A 14,065-nucleotide genomic window follows, 5' to 3' on the forward strand; every position below is an offset into this window, starting at 1 on the left:
ATTGCGGGCAAACTAGCCTATCGCTGCGACGGACCCAACAGCTAACTGGTCATTGCAGGGGTGCCGGGCTACGTATTGCACAAACCAAATAGCATCCTGAGGAGTAACCATGACGATACCCGCCGAAATCCAGTTCAAAGAGGTCGATCTTGATGCGGTGGCAGATGCCCCCGGGAAGGTGGTGGTCTTTATCGACGCGGACGGAAAACTGGATGCAGGCGCGCGCAAGGTGAACACGCTGACCCGCAAGGCTTTGACGCGGTTTATCGAGAGTGACGCTTTTGAAAAGATGAGTGCCGGTGATGTCGGCTCATTAGGATATCCGGGTGGTTTGGCCGCCGCTGCGGTCTGCGTGGTCAAGCTTGGTCGCAGGCCAAGCAGCCAAGAGGCGCGCAAGGCCGGTGCGCAACTGGCTAAGCAACAAGGGGATCATGATCTGCTGGTGATCGCCGGGATGATTGCACGGGCGGATGAAATTGCTCTTGGACTGGCGCTGCGTGGGTATAAGTTTGACGTTCATAAGACAGCTGACAGCAAACCTGCGGCGGCGATCACCTTTATGGTGTCCAAGCCCGAAGCGGTCGCAAAGTCTGCCGCGCCGATGGCGGCTATTGCCGAAGGCGTGTTTTTCACCCGTGATCTGACCAATGAACCGGCCAATGTGTTGACCACTGATGATTTCGCGGCCCGCTTGGCGGCGATGCAGGAACTAGGGTTGGATGTTGAAATCCTTGAAGAGGATGAACTGGCCAAACTGGGCATGCGAACGCTTTTGAGCGTTGGTCAAGGCTCGGTCAGCCCGTCCAAGGTTGTTGTGATGTCGTGGAACGGTGGCGGTAAGGAAGCGCCCTTTGCGCTGGTCGGTAAAGGTGTGGTGTTTGATACCGGTGGCATCAGCCTGAAACCGCCCGCTGGCATGGAAGACATGACGATGGATATGGGCGGTGCTGGCGTTGTGGCAGGGGTCATGCGCACGCTGGCACTACGCAAGGCCAAAGCAAATGTCGTGGGCCTTGTTGGCTTGGTAGAAAACATGCCGTCGGGCAATGCGACCCGCCCCGGCGATGTGGTAAAATCCATGAAGGGTGACACGGTCGAGATCATCAACACGGACGCCGAAGGCCGTTTGGTGCTGGCCGATGTGCTATGGTACGCGCAAGAACGGTTCAAACCGGTTGGCATGATCAATCTTGCGACCTTAACTGGTGCCATTTTGGTCGCTTTGGGACATGAAAATGCCGGGCTGTTTTCGAACTCTGACGAATTGAGCGACGCATTTTTGAAAGCCGCCGCATCTGAAGGCGAAGGCGCGTGGCGGATGCCAATGGCGCCTGCTTATGATGATCTGCTGAAATCGCGCATTGCGGATATGAAGAATGTGGGTGGGCGCATGGCGGGCTCAATCACGGCAGCGCAATTCTTGCAGCGTTTTGTAAAGGACGATGTGCCTTGGGCGCATTTGGATATCGCAGGGACCGCAAGCGTGAAGAAAGAGACAGCGCTGGCACCCGCAGGGGCAACAGGCTGGGGTGTTATGGCACTGAACCGCTTGATTGCCGACAAATACGAAAGCTGATCCATGGGTGCTGCGTTCTTTTATCACCTCACTGACAGCCCGCTTGAGGCGACTTTGCCAATGCTTGTGGGTAAAGCGCGCGGTGCGGGCTGGCGTGTTCTGGTGCGCGGAAAGGATGCAGATCTGCTGAAACGGCTGGACGACGTTTTGTGGCAAGGGCCTGACGATGGGTTCGTGCCACATGGTTTGGCCGGAGGGCCGCATGACGCCGATCAGCCCGTGCTGCTGGGCGATGTGTCCAGTGATGGTTTTGGTTGCCTGATGAGCGTGGCAGGTGCCGATGTGACTGCGGATGAAGTGGGTGCGCTAGAGCGAATCTGTATTTTGTTTGATGGTCATGATGTTGCCGCATTGGAGCATGCGCGCAGGCAGTGGAAGGTGCTGACAGACGCGGGGTGTGCTGCCCAGTATTGGGCGCAAGAAGGTGGGCGTTGGACGAAGAAGGCTGAGAAGTAAGGTGGATCATGATCCACCTTACCTGCAGCACATTTTGACCTAGAACTGAAAACTTGAATCGAAGTCTTCGGGCAGTTCCGCAGGCTGCGGCGCACAGGCGCTCAGAACCAAGAAGAGTGCGATTGCCCTGATCATCGGTTCAGCACCAGTTGACCATCTGCAATTTCGATCCTGTCATAAAGGCCAAGATAGGTCATCCCCAGCAGGGAGCTGTCCATCGCGCCGGCATTGACGACTGCCGGGATGTTGCGATCTTCAATTCCGCCAAGCGTGACAAGGCTGAGTGTCACGGGCGCTGTGCGCACGACGCCATTGGCGGTAAAGGCCGACCCTGTGAAATCGAGATCGAGAATATCGAATCCGAGGCGGACGGCGTCATCTTGCGACAAGACAACCTGGCTCGCACCTGTATCGACAACAAAACGGACGGGTTTATTGTTGATTTCAAGGGTCAGATGATAATGGCCATCATTGCCGCGCGGCACGGCGACGGTGCGGTCGTCAATAATCGCCTGGCGCGGGTTCACATCACCGCTGATGTCCTCCCACAGCCCATAGGCCCCGATGACGCCAATAAAGATCAGCGCCCAGATCGCGGCTTGTTGTGTCATTTTGCCCATATTGCTGCGCCCGGCCACAATGGCAGAGCCGGCAATGGCGGCCCCCAGAAGGACCAGATAGGTCAGTTGCATGATTTGATCTGTGCTCATGGCATGAATATAGGCATTAACCGCCGATCCCAAAACCCCGCAGGCCATCAAGCACGAACTGCACGGCCAGCGCGGCCAGCAGCATGCCCAACACGCGGGTCACGATGTTCAGTCCGGTTTTGCCCAAAACGCGCTCAATCGCCGGAGCGGCGAGGAAGGCCAGAAGCACGATCATGAGAACGGCGATGATGACGCCTGCAATGGCCCCCATGTCGGCGGCCCCTTGTGCTTCACCAGCCAGCAGGATCACCGTTGTGATGGCCCCGGGCCCGACGATCAATGGCAGCGAAAGAGGGAACACGGATGGGTCATCGTGGTGTTCTGCCTGGCCTTCGGCGGCATTGTCTTCGCGGCGGGCTTGGCGGCGCTGAAACAGCATGTCGAGCGCTGTCAGAAATAGCAGGATGCCGCCTGCGATACGGAATGCATCCATGGAGATACCAATGAACCCGAGCACCGCTTCGCCCAAGAACAGGAAAACCATCATCAGGCTGCTGGCGACAAAGAACGCCCGGATTGCGATGGCGCGTCTTTGGGCCGCGTTCATGCCTTGGGTCAGCGCGATGAAGACAGGTGCCAGACCCGGTGGGTCGATAATGATAAACAGCGTGGTGAAGGCTGCGATGAGTGCAGGGATTTCGGTCATGTTATTCTGTCTGACAGAGGCTTGCAGGGTGTTGCAAGCTCTGGTTGCCTCCGGCGGAAGTTTGATTGGACGAAGAAAGTCAGGGGGTCAGGTTTTTTCAGCCTTTTCGAGTTTTTCAAGGGCCGCCATCCACATGGCCTCAGCCCGTTCCAACCCGTCCATGACTTCTGCGTATTTCTTGTTCCAGGTTGCCAGCTCGCCTGCTTTGCCGTCCTCATAAAGCACAGGATCGGCGAGTTTTTTGGCGAGCTTATCGCGCATATCGTTGATCTTTTTGACCCGCTCTTCGTTTTTGCGCACGTCGGAACGCAGCGCCATAATCGCCTCGCGTGAAGGTCTGGCGACTTTTGCAGGCTTGGGTTTGTCCTTTTCGCCGGGTTTTTCCGGTGTCAGCAGCATTTTCCGGTAAGTTTGCAGGTCTTCGTCGTAAGGTTTGACATGGCCGTCTTTGACCAACCAAAGCCGGTCGGCAACCATGCTTAAGAGGTGCATATCGTGGCTGACAAGGATGACCGCACCGGAATAGGCGGTCAATGCTTCAACCAGTGCTTCGCGGCTTTCGATATCGAGGTGGTTTGTCGGCTCGTCGAGGATCAGCAGGTGCGGCGCGGGCAGGGTGGCCAGCAACAGCGACAGGCGCGCCTTTTGTCCACCAGACAGACGCCCGACCTCGGTGTCGGCTTGGTCTGCGCCAAGGCCGAAACTGGCAAGCCGTGCGCGCAGCTTGGCTTGGCCTTCGTGCGCGCGTTCGCGCATCAGGTGATCAAGTGGTGTTTCATCAATGTAGAGTTCGTCCACTTGGTGTTGGGCGAAAAAGCCGATCCGCAGTTTGTTGGATGTCACCATTTTGCCGCTGGCGATGGCCAGACGGTCGGACAGCATTTTGGATAGCGTAGATTTTCCTTCACCGTTGCGGCCCAAGAGCGCAATGCGGTCATCCTGGTCGATCCGCAGGTTCAGGTCGCGCAGGATGATGGTTTCACCGTAACCCACGGACGCGCCTTCAGTGGCGATGATGGGGGGGGAGAGTTCTTCGGGCCTGGGGAAGGTGAAAACAGTGCGTGCCGCGTCTTCGGGCGCACGGATTGTTTCCATCTTCTCAAGCGCCTTGACACGTGATTGCGCTTGCTTTGCCTTCGATGCCTTGGCTTTGAACCTGTCCACAAAGGCTTGCAGGTGTTCGCGCTTGGCGTCTTGCTTTTTGGCTGCTGACGCCAGCAAAGCCCGCTTTTGCGCGCGTTGCTTGGCAAACATATCGTAGGTGCCTGTGTAGTAGATCAGCCCTTTGTCTTCGAGGTGCAGGATGCCGCCCACCGAGCGGTTCAAAAGCTCGCGGTCATGGCTGACGATCAGTACGGTGTGGGGGTATTTGACCAGATAAGCCTCAAGCCAAAGTGCGCCTTCAAGGTCGAGGTAGTTTGTCGGTTCGTCCAGCAAGAGCAGGTCGGGTTCCGAGAAGAGGACGGCGGCCAATGCCACACGCATCCGCCAGCCGCCCGAAAAGGCAGAGCAAGGCATTTGTTGTTCTGCATGCGTAAAACCAAGACCACGCAGGATGGTCGCGGCTCGCGCTTCGGCGGACCACGCTTCGATATCTGCCAGCCGGGTTTGCACCTCGGCGATGCGTGCGGGGTCCGTGGCGGTTTCCGCCTCGGCCAGCAATGCCTCGCGTTCGGTGTCGGCGCGCAGGACGGTGTTGATCAACGACACTTCGTTGCCGGGCACTTCCTGGCTGACGCCACCGATTTTCCAACCTCTTGGAATACTGACAGAGCCGGTGTCCAGCACCATCTCGCCTCGGATCACCCGAAAGAGCGTGGTCTTGCCAGAGCCATTGCGGCCGACAAGCCCGACCTTGTGGCCGGTGGGAATAGTAACTGTCGCGTGTTCGACCAGCGTGCGGCCTTCGACGGAGTAGGTGATGTCTGAAATCTTGAGCATGAGGCGGCTATGATTGATCCTTTGTGCGGGGTCAATTGGGTGTTTGGCTAGCGCATTGGTTTGGGTGTGTTTAAGCACGCGGGGGATGGACAGTGCCCGCACCACATTTATCGCGACTTTGGTGGTGATCGCGACCGGAACCCTGTGGGGGTTCTATTGGATGCCGGTACGCAAGATTGCAGAGCTTGGGCTGACGGGCGCCTGGGGCACTTTGGCGATTGTGGCGGCGGCTGCGATGCTGTTGGCCCCGCTGGGGTGGCGTGGACGGCGGGCGTTGATGGCATCGCATCCGATTGCGCTGGCGTCTGTTGCCTTGGGTGGCTTGGCCTTTCTGCTGTATTCGGTTGGTTTCCTTTATGGGCGTGTGGCGATCATCGTGATCCTGTTCTTTCTGACACCGGTGTGGAGCACGCTGATCGGGCGTTATCTGATGGGGTGGCCGATCTCGCGGTTGCGTGTCTTGGCGTTGGTCGTGGGCGTGGCAGGGCTTGCGATTATGCTGGGCGGGGATGGTGCGTTGCCGATCCCGCGTGGCTTAGGCGACTGGTTTGGGCTGACATCAGGGTTGTTGTGGGCCGTGGCGACCGTGGGCATTCGCGTCAAGGCGACCGCAGGGCCGGGTGAGACGGCCTTTGTCTTTGCGGCGGGGGCTGTGCTGGGTGGCTTGATCATTGCGCCACTGTTGGAGCCTGCGCCGAACGTGGGCAGTTTTGCTGATCCCGTGCAACTGGCGTTTTGGGTGTGTCTGACCGGCGCGCTTTGGTGGGCTATGTCGATGGGCGGATTGATGTGGGCCGCGACCAAACTGGACCCTGCGCGCGTTGGCATCTTGTTGATGGCAGAGGTCCTGATTGCGTCTGTCACGGCGGCCCTTATCGCAGGTGAAACGCTGTCCACATCTGAAGTCATCGGCGGTCTTTTGGTCGTGGTGGCGGGCGTGTTTGAGATTTGGCCAGAGCGCGAACGCAGTTAGTGCTACCTCTGCGACAAAACGCGCATTAGAACTGGCTTATGACCGCAAGCCAAACAGCCAGCGCGAACCGCAATGTCGCCCTTTATCCGTGGTTCAAGCTGTTTCGCAGTTTGATGTTCACGCAGGCGGTTTGGTTTCTCTATTTTCAGACCACACTGACCCCGGCCCAAGCGATCATGCTTTATGCGATTGGTGATTTGGCGACGACGGTGCTTGAGGTGCCGTCGGGCTATGCCTCTGACCGGATCGGGCGGCGGTTTACGCTGCTTTTGGCGGGCATTTGTAGCGCCACGGGGGCGCTATTGCTGGGACTTGCAGATAGCTTTGCTGTCTTTGTGCTGGCACAAGTTGTGCTGGGGGCAGGCGGGGCGTTCATATCCGGGACCGACAGTGCGTTCTTGTATGAATCGTTGTCTGCTGCCGGACGAGAGGCGGAAACCGAGGCGCAAGAACTGAAAGCATGGCGGTTTTCGTTTACTGCGCTGGCTCTTTCTGCGGCGACGGGCGGGGCAATCGCGCTCTATTCCTACAGTGCGACATTCGTCCTGACGGCGGTTTGCATGGCCGCGTCATTCGTCATTTCGTTGCAGTTTCGCGATCAGCATGGCGGGGCAGTGAGGCCGCAAGCCGGTGAGGTCGTGCGCTTTGGATCGCTGCGCACCGCGCTGAAAACTCCGGTGTTGATCTGGCTCTTTGCACTAAGCGTGCTGATGTATGTATTCAGCCATATCCCTTATGTTTTCGGGCAGCCGTTTATTCAGGATGCGCTGAATACTGTGGGACTGAGGCAGGAGGCCCCCTGGATCAGTGGGATCGTAACCACGACGATGATGATCATCTCGGTGATTGCGTCTCTGTTTGCCAAAACGCTGCGGGACCGGATCGGGCTGATAGCGATCCTTCTGTTGGCTTTTGGGATGCAGATTGCCCTGTCGGGTGTTCTTGCGTTGACGAATGCGCCGATTGTGATCGCGATCTTGCTGCTGCGCATGGTGCCTGACGCGTTCTCGCGGCCCTTTATTGTCGCGCGTATTCAGCCGGAATTGAACGATGACGCGCGGGCCACCTATCTGTCGTTGCAAAGCCTTGGTGGACGCATTCTTTTTGCGACTACGCTGTTTTTGGCCTCTGCATCGACGGAGCAGACGGGCGATATGGCTTTCGCCGACATCCAGTTCATCTTGGGCAGTTATGTCGTGGTGGGTATCATTTGCCTGTCAGCGCTCGCCATCTTTGCCCGAGGCTTGCCAATCAACGCGAAAACCTGACAGCATTTCACGGCTTTTCATGGCCAGATGTGCGTGGTAGGGCGCAGCCATCACTGCATCGGGACGCGTCCCGTCCTTAAAACCAAGAGGCTACACATGGCTATCCAGCGTACTTTTTCCATCATCAAACCCGACGCCACAAAGCGTAACCTGACCGGCCAGATCGCCGCTAAATTCGAAGAAGCAGGTCTGCGCATCGTGGCCTCCAAGCGGATCCAGCTGACACTTGCGCAAGCGCAGCAGTTCTACGGCGTCCATTCTGAGCGCCCGTTCTTTGACGAGCTTTGCGAATTCATGATCTCTGAGCCGATTGTTGTTCAGGTTCTCGAAGGCGAAGACGCGATTGCAAAGAACCGCGAAGTCATGGGTGCAACAAACCCGGCAGACGCCGCACCGGGCACGATCCGCAAGGAATTCGCGCTGTCCATCGGCGAGAATTCAGTCCACGGATCCGACGCACCAGAAACAGCCGCCGAAGAGATCGCGTTCTTCTTTTCCGGGCTTGAGCTGGTCGGTTAAGCCAGAAGGTTGGGTTGCTCCCAATCAACCGATTTCGAAGCCGTCCGCACCGTTTTGGCGCGGGCGGCTTTTTTGTTAAGATTGCGCTCTAAGCTGCGGTAATTGCGGATGTTTGCATTATAGATGACGTCGAAAATGTCACCGATGACCGGCACGGTGCCGACGAAAAAGTCAAGCAGCGTGTTCAGCGTCATATAAGCCAGCGTGCCGGGAGATGCACCCAGCTTGCGCGCCTCATTAATCAGCCAGAGCGATGGTAAGGCGGTCAAGGCATCACCCACAACAGGGACCAGACCGACGATGTTATCCAGACCCACCGAGATATTGGTGCGGGGGATGTAGAATAACGCGTCCATGCGCCACGCGACTTTGCGCAGGCGTGCGAGTTCAAGATCAATGTTTTGCTCTATGTTCATACCATTAACATACACGATTCGAGGGCATATGTGAAGGGTGTTTACTTTGAGGAGCGTGAGGTCTGCCTTTCCCAACGCTCGAAGGAGAAAGATGTCAGGCCTGCGGGATAAGATAAACTTGGCGACAATCGAAGTTCGGCCGGTTTTTAGAACATGTAACAAATGGCAGGTTTGAGTCCAAAGTGGCCATATTTGTGTGGCAGGGCAAATGGCTGCTTTGCGACTTGCAAGTTGAGAGCCAAAGGACAGATATCATCCGAATGTTTTTGTTCCAATTGGCGGCCAAGCGCCGTTTTTGGCATCTTCGACGAGTTGATCACTTACCCTTTCGATGCTGTTACCATCAAAGTTTCTGGGAGGGTGGTTCACAAGCCAATTTGTGCCGCAGACCTTGCAGCGCGATATGTAGCGCCAATCGAGTTCATCGGACGGTTTAAAGCTGGTATCCTGGGTGGCGACGAATTGATCGTAATTCCAGTGTACAAAATCGTCACGGCGAAGATCGCTTCTAAAAACTCTAATGGTATCGAAGTTTCGCGCTGACTCGCATTCGCACTGCTTGTTGACCGCCAAGTTCGACCAAAGCTCCTTTCGACATTGCCGAACAGCTTCAGGGTCCGAAAAATCGCAGCTGATCAAGCGAAGATAGACGTGGCCATCTACTACGGATTCAAGTTCCTCGTCCGAATACAGCCACGCCTCAAACAATTGCAGTTCAGCTTCGCCTCTGGCGAATTTCCAAAGGTGCTTTTGCTGTACTGTGTTCATTGCACATCTCTCCGCTAGATGATTACTTGGGTGCGCACCTCGTTGCTTAAAAAGACTACGAATAAACAAAGGGTGCATTCAAGCCGTAACCGAAGCGGACCAGCGATGTAACTGAAACGAAGGTCCGCTCCGTCCGCTTAACCGCCGTTTCAATCCACGCTATAGATCAACCTCAACCACACCAATCTGGTTCAAGAACCGTTCCAGTTCTGATCGGTTCTTATCAAAACTGCCCGCTTTGATCGTGTCGAAACGCTTGCGCAGGGCCTTCTTTTCGTCGCCCTTGCAGTCGTTCCAGGGCCGCCCTTGGAGCGCCATGTGCAACACGTAGTAGCCAATGAAATGGGGTTTTGATCCGCCTTCCAGCATCTTGGCATAGGCGGCATCAGCGCCAAGCGCGCGCAACTCTTCCGCAGTATGGATGCCTACGGATTTCAACGAAGCCTCGAACGCTGGCCCGATGTTTTTGATGGAAGTCAGTTCTGCCATAGCCCGATTTTACGGAACTGCAGAAAAAAGGCCAGTGAGGTCAGTGGCGGATCGGGGAGGGCGATCCTGCGGCAGCGGCCTCACCGGCCAAAGATGTCTCGTAAACCTTAGATACTCGCGAAATCTGTATAAACGGGTGTCTGCGGTTTGGTTTGCACCTGCGGTGCCGGTTGCGCGGGTTTAGGCGCTGCAGGCGCGGGTGGGGTATTTGGTGTTCCTGTGGCCATCTGTCTGGTCCTTTAGCCTGATCGTGACTTTACACTACTGAACGTAGTCGCAATCTGACGAGAGGGCTGTGCCCTCAACATGCTTGTGACGTGACAAAAATGTGACCAATGGGTCGGGTTTTAGGATTTTCCGCGCCGGGGGGCAGCATTGCCACCTTTGCCTAAGCCCTTGCGAGGTTTGGCTTTTCCGCCCGGAGGTACGAACCGTTTTGAGGTATCTTTGGCGTTACCGGCGGGTTTCCCGCCCGACTTGCTGCCCCCCGGTTTGCGCGGCTTTGTGTCAGAGTTGTAACCTGATTTGCCCTTTCCGGCGGGTTTTTTCCCATCGGATTTGGCTTTGTAGGGCGGCTTGCCGCGCTTTTCGACCAATGCATCACCGTGATCGCGGCGCTCTGGCTTATGGCGTGGTTTGCGGGCTTTGTGGTCGTCAGCGGCACCGGGGATCGGTTGAATGGCCGCGACGTTATCTTGCTGCGAGGGCGGCGGTGGGGCCTGATCACGCGGCACGTGCCGTTTGGGTTTGTCGCCATAATCGCGCTTGGGCTTGCCGCCTTGTTTGGGCCGATCATTGTAGTCATTTTTTGTTTTGCGCGGTCCGCGTTCACCCAGTTGCGGCACGCCATCCAGTGCTTTCAGCGTCCCTTGGTTTTCCAACTTCATGTCGCTGCCGACGGATTTGAGGAAACCCGCGACGGCAGGTTCGGAAATCTCGATGAAGGTCTCGTTCGGCTGAATGCGGATCGCGCCAATTTCGTTTTTCGTGATCCCACCTGCCTTGCAGATCATCGGCAGCAGCCAACGTGCCTCGGCCTTGCCTTCGCGGCCGATATCGACGCTGAACCATTTGGACGGACCAAAGGACTTGTGCTCGCGTGGTGGGCTGTCGCTGCGCGCGCCGCGTTCTTTGCTTTGCGGGCCGTCTTTATAGTCGCTCAGGTGTTCGGGGGCGGATTGCTTGCCGGCGTAAAGGCGCAAGTAGGCGGCAGCGATTTTCTCGGGGCTGTGTTCAGCCAGAAGACGCGTCGCGAATTCCTGTTCGGCGTCGTTGAAGTCTTCGGACCAGACCGGATCCTGCAAAAGACGCTCTTCATCTTTGGCTTTGATCTCATCAGCCGTGGGTGGCGTGGCCCAAGTGGCGTCCAGCTTGCCCCAAGTCAGCAGGTTTTGCGCGCGGCGCTTCATTTTGGCTGGCGCGATCATCGCGGAAATACCCTTACGGCCCGCGCGCCCGGTGCGCCCCGAACGGTGCAGCAGCGTTTCGGCGTTTGTCGGCAACTCTGCGTGGATCACCAGTTCAAGGTTTGGCAGGTCGATGCCGCGTGCGGCAACATCCGTGGCCACACAGACCCGCGCACGCCCGTCGCGCATGGCTTGCAGGGCGTGGCTCCGTTCCGCCTGTGACAGTTCGCCTGATAGCGCCACGGTTGCGAAACCCCGATTGGCAAGGCGGGTGGTCAAGCGGGTGACTGAGGCACGGGTGTTGCAGAACACGATGGCATTTGGCGCATCGTAGAACCGCAGCAGGTTGATGATCGCCGCGTCGATGTCGTGGTTGGCGACGCTGAGCGCGCGGTATTCGATATCTGCGTGTTGGCTTTCTTTGGCGGTTGTGGCCACGCGCACTGCGTCTTTTTGGTAGGACTTCGCCAGCTTCGCGATGGCAGCAGGGACGGTGGCCGAAAACATCAGCGTGCGGCGCGTCTCTGGCGCTTCGCCAAGGATGAATTCAAGATCTTCGCGGAAGCCAAGGTCAAGCATCTCATCCGCTTCGTCAAGAACGATGGCGCGGATGTCGGACATATCAAGGCTGCCGCGCATGATATGGTCTTTCAGGCGGCCCGGTGTTGCGACAACGATATGCGCACCGCGGTCCAAGGCGCGGCGTTCGTCGCGCATGTCCATGCCACCCACGCAAGACGCCATCGTCACACCGGCAGGCGCGTACAGCCACTGAAGTTCGCGTTTGACCTGCAAGGCCAATTCGCGCGTTGGTGCAATCACCAAAGCCAGCGGGCGGCCAGCAGGGCCGAATGTGCCATCCTCAGCCAGGATCGTGGGGCCGATGGCCAGACCAAAGCCAACGGTTTTGCCAGACCCTGTTTGGGCCGAGACCAACAAGTCTTGCCCTTCCAAGGCCGCTTCCGTGACGGCGACCTGCACGGGGGTGAGGTCGGTATAGCCTTGTTTGGCGAGGGCATCGGCGAGGGTCGTGATCATAGCAATGGGCTTTCTGGCGGCGTCAGACCTGCGCCCTACGCCTGTGCAGGTGCTTTGTATAGAGGAAATAGCATTTGCCGCGACGTCTGCGGTGCTGTCACATTGCCTTAGTTGCTGGTGTTTTCCCGCGCGTGCTGTGTCAGTTGAAGGAAGGGCGGCAGCCAGCTTTCGCGCCGATCCGTCCAGATTTCATAGGTCGGGGTAAAGACGTCCGTTTGGTCGAGCGCGCCAAGGTGCAGTTCAATCTCGTCGTCGCTGCGCGCAAAGACCGATGATCCGCAAGTAGGGCAAAAGTGGCGCCCTTCGTACTGCCGGGTTTCGCCTGATATTTGCACGGCCTCTTGCGGGAAAATTGCAGCGGCAAAGAACAGCGCGCCGTGATGTTTGCGGCAATCCATACAGTGACACAGGCCGACACGTTTCGGGACGCCAGAGGCACTAAAACTGACTTTCCCACACAGACAGCCCCCGGTTACTTGCGTCATGCTCGTGCGTCCCTACGTCGTTTCTTGTGCAAACCAAACGTCTATACGGGCTTTGAGGGCTTCCCGGATCGGCGCAGCGTCTTTGCTGACTTTTGGTCAGAAAGGCGCGTTGACCATCAATGCGCGACATCTCCAGCCGTTTTACTTGCGGGAAGGGCGCGATGGGGCGATGGGTTTTTCCTCGTCCTCCTGCAAGAACTCATCCAGTGTGCTGAGGACATCTGCGAAAGCATCCTCTTCCGCAGGTTCTTGCGGTTGAGGTTCCGGCGCGATGGAAAGCTCCTCAGCGTCTTCGATATGCGTATCGTCCGGCGCTGTCACTTCTTCGGCATCGTCGATCAAAAGCCGTGATTTGACCCGCTGGGGCCCGCGTGAGCGTTCGGCCAGCAAGGCGCGCGCGCGTACTTCTGCACGGCGGACGCGGACGGCTGTCAGAAACCCTTCTTGCAGGGTCTGTGACGACGACCCAAGGATGCCGCTGATCTCGTTGATGATATTTTCGTCCTTTGTGCGTTGCTCATCGGCCAATGCAAGATCGGCTAATTCACCTGCAACGCGTTCAAGATAGTCCTCTGCCATCGTTATCGCGTGTTTTCTGTCAGGCGGCGACGGACATAGGTGCGCACTGTGTCGATCATCGGGTCCATATGCGGGTCTTCAAAGAAGTGCCCGGCGCCCGCCATTTCATCATGGGTGATTGTGATGCCCTTTTGCTCGTGCAGCTTATTCACGAGGTTTACGGTATCGGCAGGCGGTGCCACCCGGTCGTTCGAGCCGTTGATGATCAGACCAGACGACGGGCAGGGGGCCAGGAAGCTGAAGTCGTACATATTCGCCGGTGGGCTGACCGAGATAAAGCCCGTGATTTCGGGCCTGCGCATCAAAAGCTGCATGCCGATCCATGCGCCGAAAGAAAAGCCAGCGACCCAGCAGTGCTTGGCGTTGTTGTTCATGGATTGCAGGTAGTCGAGTGCTGATGCTGCATCAGACAGTTCGCCCACGCCCTGATCGTACTCGCCTTGGCTGCGGCCCACGCCCCGGAAGTTGAAGCGCAGCACGGTGAAGCCCATGTTATAAAAAGCATAGTGCAGATTATAGACGACCCGGTTGTTCATCGTCCCGCCGAACTGGGGATGCGGGTGCAGTACGATTGCGATCGGTGCGTCCCGGTCCTTTTGCGGGTGATAGCGGCCTTCAAGGCGACCTTCTGGTCCGGGAAAGATGACTTCGGGCATGCGTATTTCCGTTACTGCTACAGGTGGTGCGTGCATTCTTGACGAAAATGCTCGGACACCTTAGAAAGATTCTAAACTAGGGCTATTGGCCATAATTGTCGTGGTCCCGGTGAAGTAATGATGCTGCACCGCGCCGTCA

General features: G+C 57.3%; 15 protein-coding genes. 5 read left to right on the forward strand and 10 right to left on the reverse strand.

Annotated elements, in window-relative coordinates:
- Positions 1-109 precede the first annotated feature (109 nt).
- Positions 110-1,576 carry a leucyl aminopeptidase gene (locus MWU60_RS02030; RefSeq protein ID WP_247225376.1) on the forward strand — a complete coding sequence of 489 codons (1,467 nt, stop codon included), beginning with the start codon at positions 110-112 and terminating at the stop codon, positions 1,574-1,576.
- Positions 1,577-1,579: 3 nt separating this feature from the next.
- Complete coding sequence (locus MWU60_RS02035; protein ID WP_247225377.1) at positions 1,580-2,032, forward strand: DNA polymerase III subunit chi; 453 nt, start codon at positions 1,580-1,582, stop codon at positions 2,030-2,032.
- A 131-nt stretch (positions 2,033-2,163) separates the two neighbouring features.
- Here MWU60_RS02035 and MWU60_RS02040 read toward each other — a convergent pair whose 3' ends face one another.
- The 3 genes from MWU60_RS02040 to MWU60_RS02050 all read right to left on the reverse strand — a co-directional run bounded on the left by MWU60_RS02040 (position 2,164) and on the right by MWU60_RS02050 (position 5,329).
- Positions 2,164-2,742, reverse strand: a complete 579-nt coding sequence (locus MWU60_RS02040) for a TIGR02281 family clan AA aspartic protease (RefSeq protein ID WP_247225378.1) — start codon at positions 2,740-2,742, stop codon at positions 2,164-2,166.
- A 16-nt stretch (positions 2,743-2,758) separates the two neighbouring features.
- Complete coding sequence (locus tag MWU60_RS02045; RefSeq protein ID WP_247225379.1) at positions 2,759-3,388, reverse strand: MarC family protein; 630 nt, start codon at positions 3,386-3,388, stop codon at positions 2,759-2,761.
- A gap of 87 nt (positions 3,389-3,475) precedes the next feature.
- Complete coding sequence (locus MWU60_RS02050) at positions 3,476-5,329, reverse strand: ABC-F family ATP-binding cassette domain-containing protein (RefSeq protein WP_247225380.1); 1,854 nt, start codon at positions 5,327-5,329, stop codon at positions 3,476-3,478.
- An 85-nt stretch (positions 5,330-5,414) separates the two neighbouring features.
- Here MWU60_RS02050 and MWU60_RS02055 point away from each other — a divergent pair, with 85 nt between their 5' ends.
- The 3 genes from MWU60_RS02055 to ndk all read left to right on the forward strand — a co-directional run bounded on the left by MWU60_RS02055 (position 5,415) and on the right by ndk (position 8,089).
- On the forward strand, positions 5,415-6,302 hold the full coding sequence (locus MWU60_RS02055; RefSeq protein ID WP_247225381.1) for a DMT family transporter: 888 nt from the start codon (positions 5,415-5,417) through the stop codon (positions 6,300-6,302).
- A gap of 38 nt (positions 6,303-6,340) precedes the next feature.
- The gene (locus MWU60_RS02060; protein WP_247225382.1) at positions 6,341-7,570 is read left to right on the forward strand and encodes an MFS transporter; all 1,230 of its coding nucleotides are present in this window, start codon (positions 6,341-6,343) and stop codon (positions 7,568-7,570) included.
- Between the two features lie 96 nt (positions 7,571-7,666).
- Positions 7,667-8,089, forward strand: a complete 423-nt coding sequence (gene ndk, locus MWU60_RS02065; protein WP_247225383.1) for a nucleoside-diphosphate kinase — start codon at positions 7,667-7,669, stop codon at positions 8,087-8,089.
- Here ndk and MWU60_RS02070 read toward each other — a convergent pair.
- The 7 genes from MWU60_RS02070 to MWU60_RS02100 form a co-directional block, all read right to left on the reverse strand.
- Positions 8,086-8,505: a DUF4112 domain-containing protein gene (locus MWU60_RS02070; protein ID WP_247225384.1), complete on the reverse strand. Its 420-nt coding sequence runs from the start codon at positions 8,503-8,505 to the stop codon at positions 8,086-8,088. The two genes, ndk and MWU60_RS02070, sit on opposite strands and share 4 nt — an antisense overlap.
- A gap of 252 nt (positions 8,506-8,757) precedes the next feature.
- On the reverse strand, positions 8,758-9,273 hold the full coding sequence (locus MWU60_RS02075; protein ID WP_247225385.1) for a hypothetical protein: 516 nt from the start codon (positions 9,271-9,273) through the stop codon (positions 8,758-8,760).
- 159 nt (positions 9,274-9,432) lie between these two features.
- Positions 9,433-9,762 carry a TfoX/Sxy family protein gene (locus tag MWU60_RS02080; RefSeq protein WP_247225386.1) on the reverse strand — a complete coding sequence of 110 codons (330 nt, stop codon included), beginning with the start codon at positions 9,760-9,762 and terminating at the stop codon, positions 9,433-9,435.
- Positions 9,763-10,109: 347 nt separating this feature from the next.
- A complete protein-coding gene (locus tag MWU60_RS02085) occupies positions 10,110-12,206 on the reverse strand; it encodes a DEAD/DEAH box helicase (RefSeq protein ID WP_247225387.1) in 2,097 nt (698 codons plus the stop codon).
- Positions 12,207-12,313: 107 nt separating this feature from the next.
- Positions 12,314-12,691: a GFA family protein gene (locus MWU60_RS02090; RefSeq protein ID WP_247225388.1), complete on the reverse strand. Its 378-nt coding sequence runs from the start codon at positions 12,689-12,691 to the stop codon at positions 12,314-12,316.
- 141 nt (positions 12,692-12,832) lie between these two features.
- Positions 12,833-13,270 carry a hypothetical protein gene (locus MWU60_RS02095; protein WP_247225389.1) on the reverse strand — a complete coding sequence of 146 codons (438 nt, stop codon included), beginning with the start codon at positions 13,268-13,270 and terminating at the stop codon, positions 12,833-12,835.
- Positions 13,271-13,272: 2 nt separating this feature from the next.
- Complete coding sequence (locus MWU60_RS02100) at positions 13,273-13,926, reverse strand: alpha/beta hydrolase (RefSeq protein ID WP_247225390.1); 654 nt, start codon at positions 13,924-13,926, stop codon at positions 13,273-13,275.
- Between the last annotated feature and the right edge of the window lie 139 nt (positions 13,927-14,065).

It is taken from the genome of Yoonia sp. F2084L, from assembly GCF_023015625.1.
Taxonomy (GTDB): domain Bacteria; phylum Pseudomonadota; class Alphaproteobacteria; order Rhodobacterales; family Rhodobacteraceae; genus Yoonia.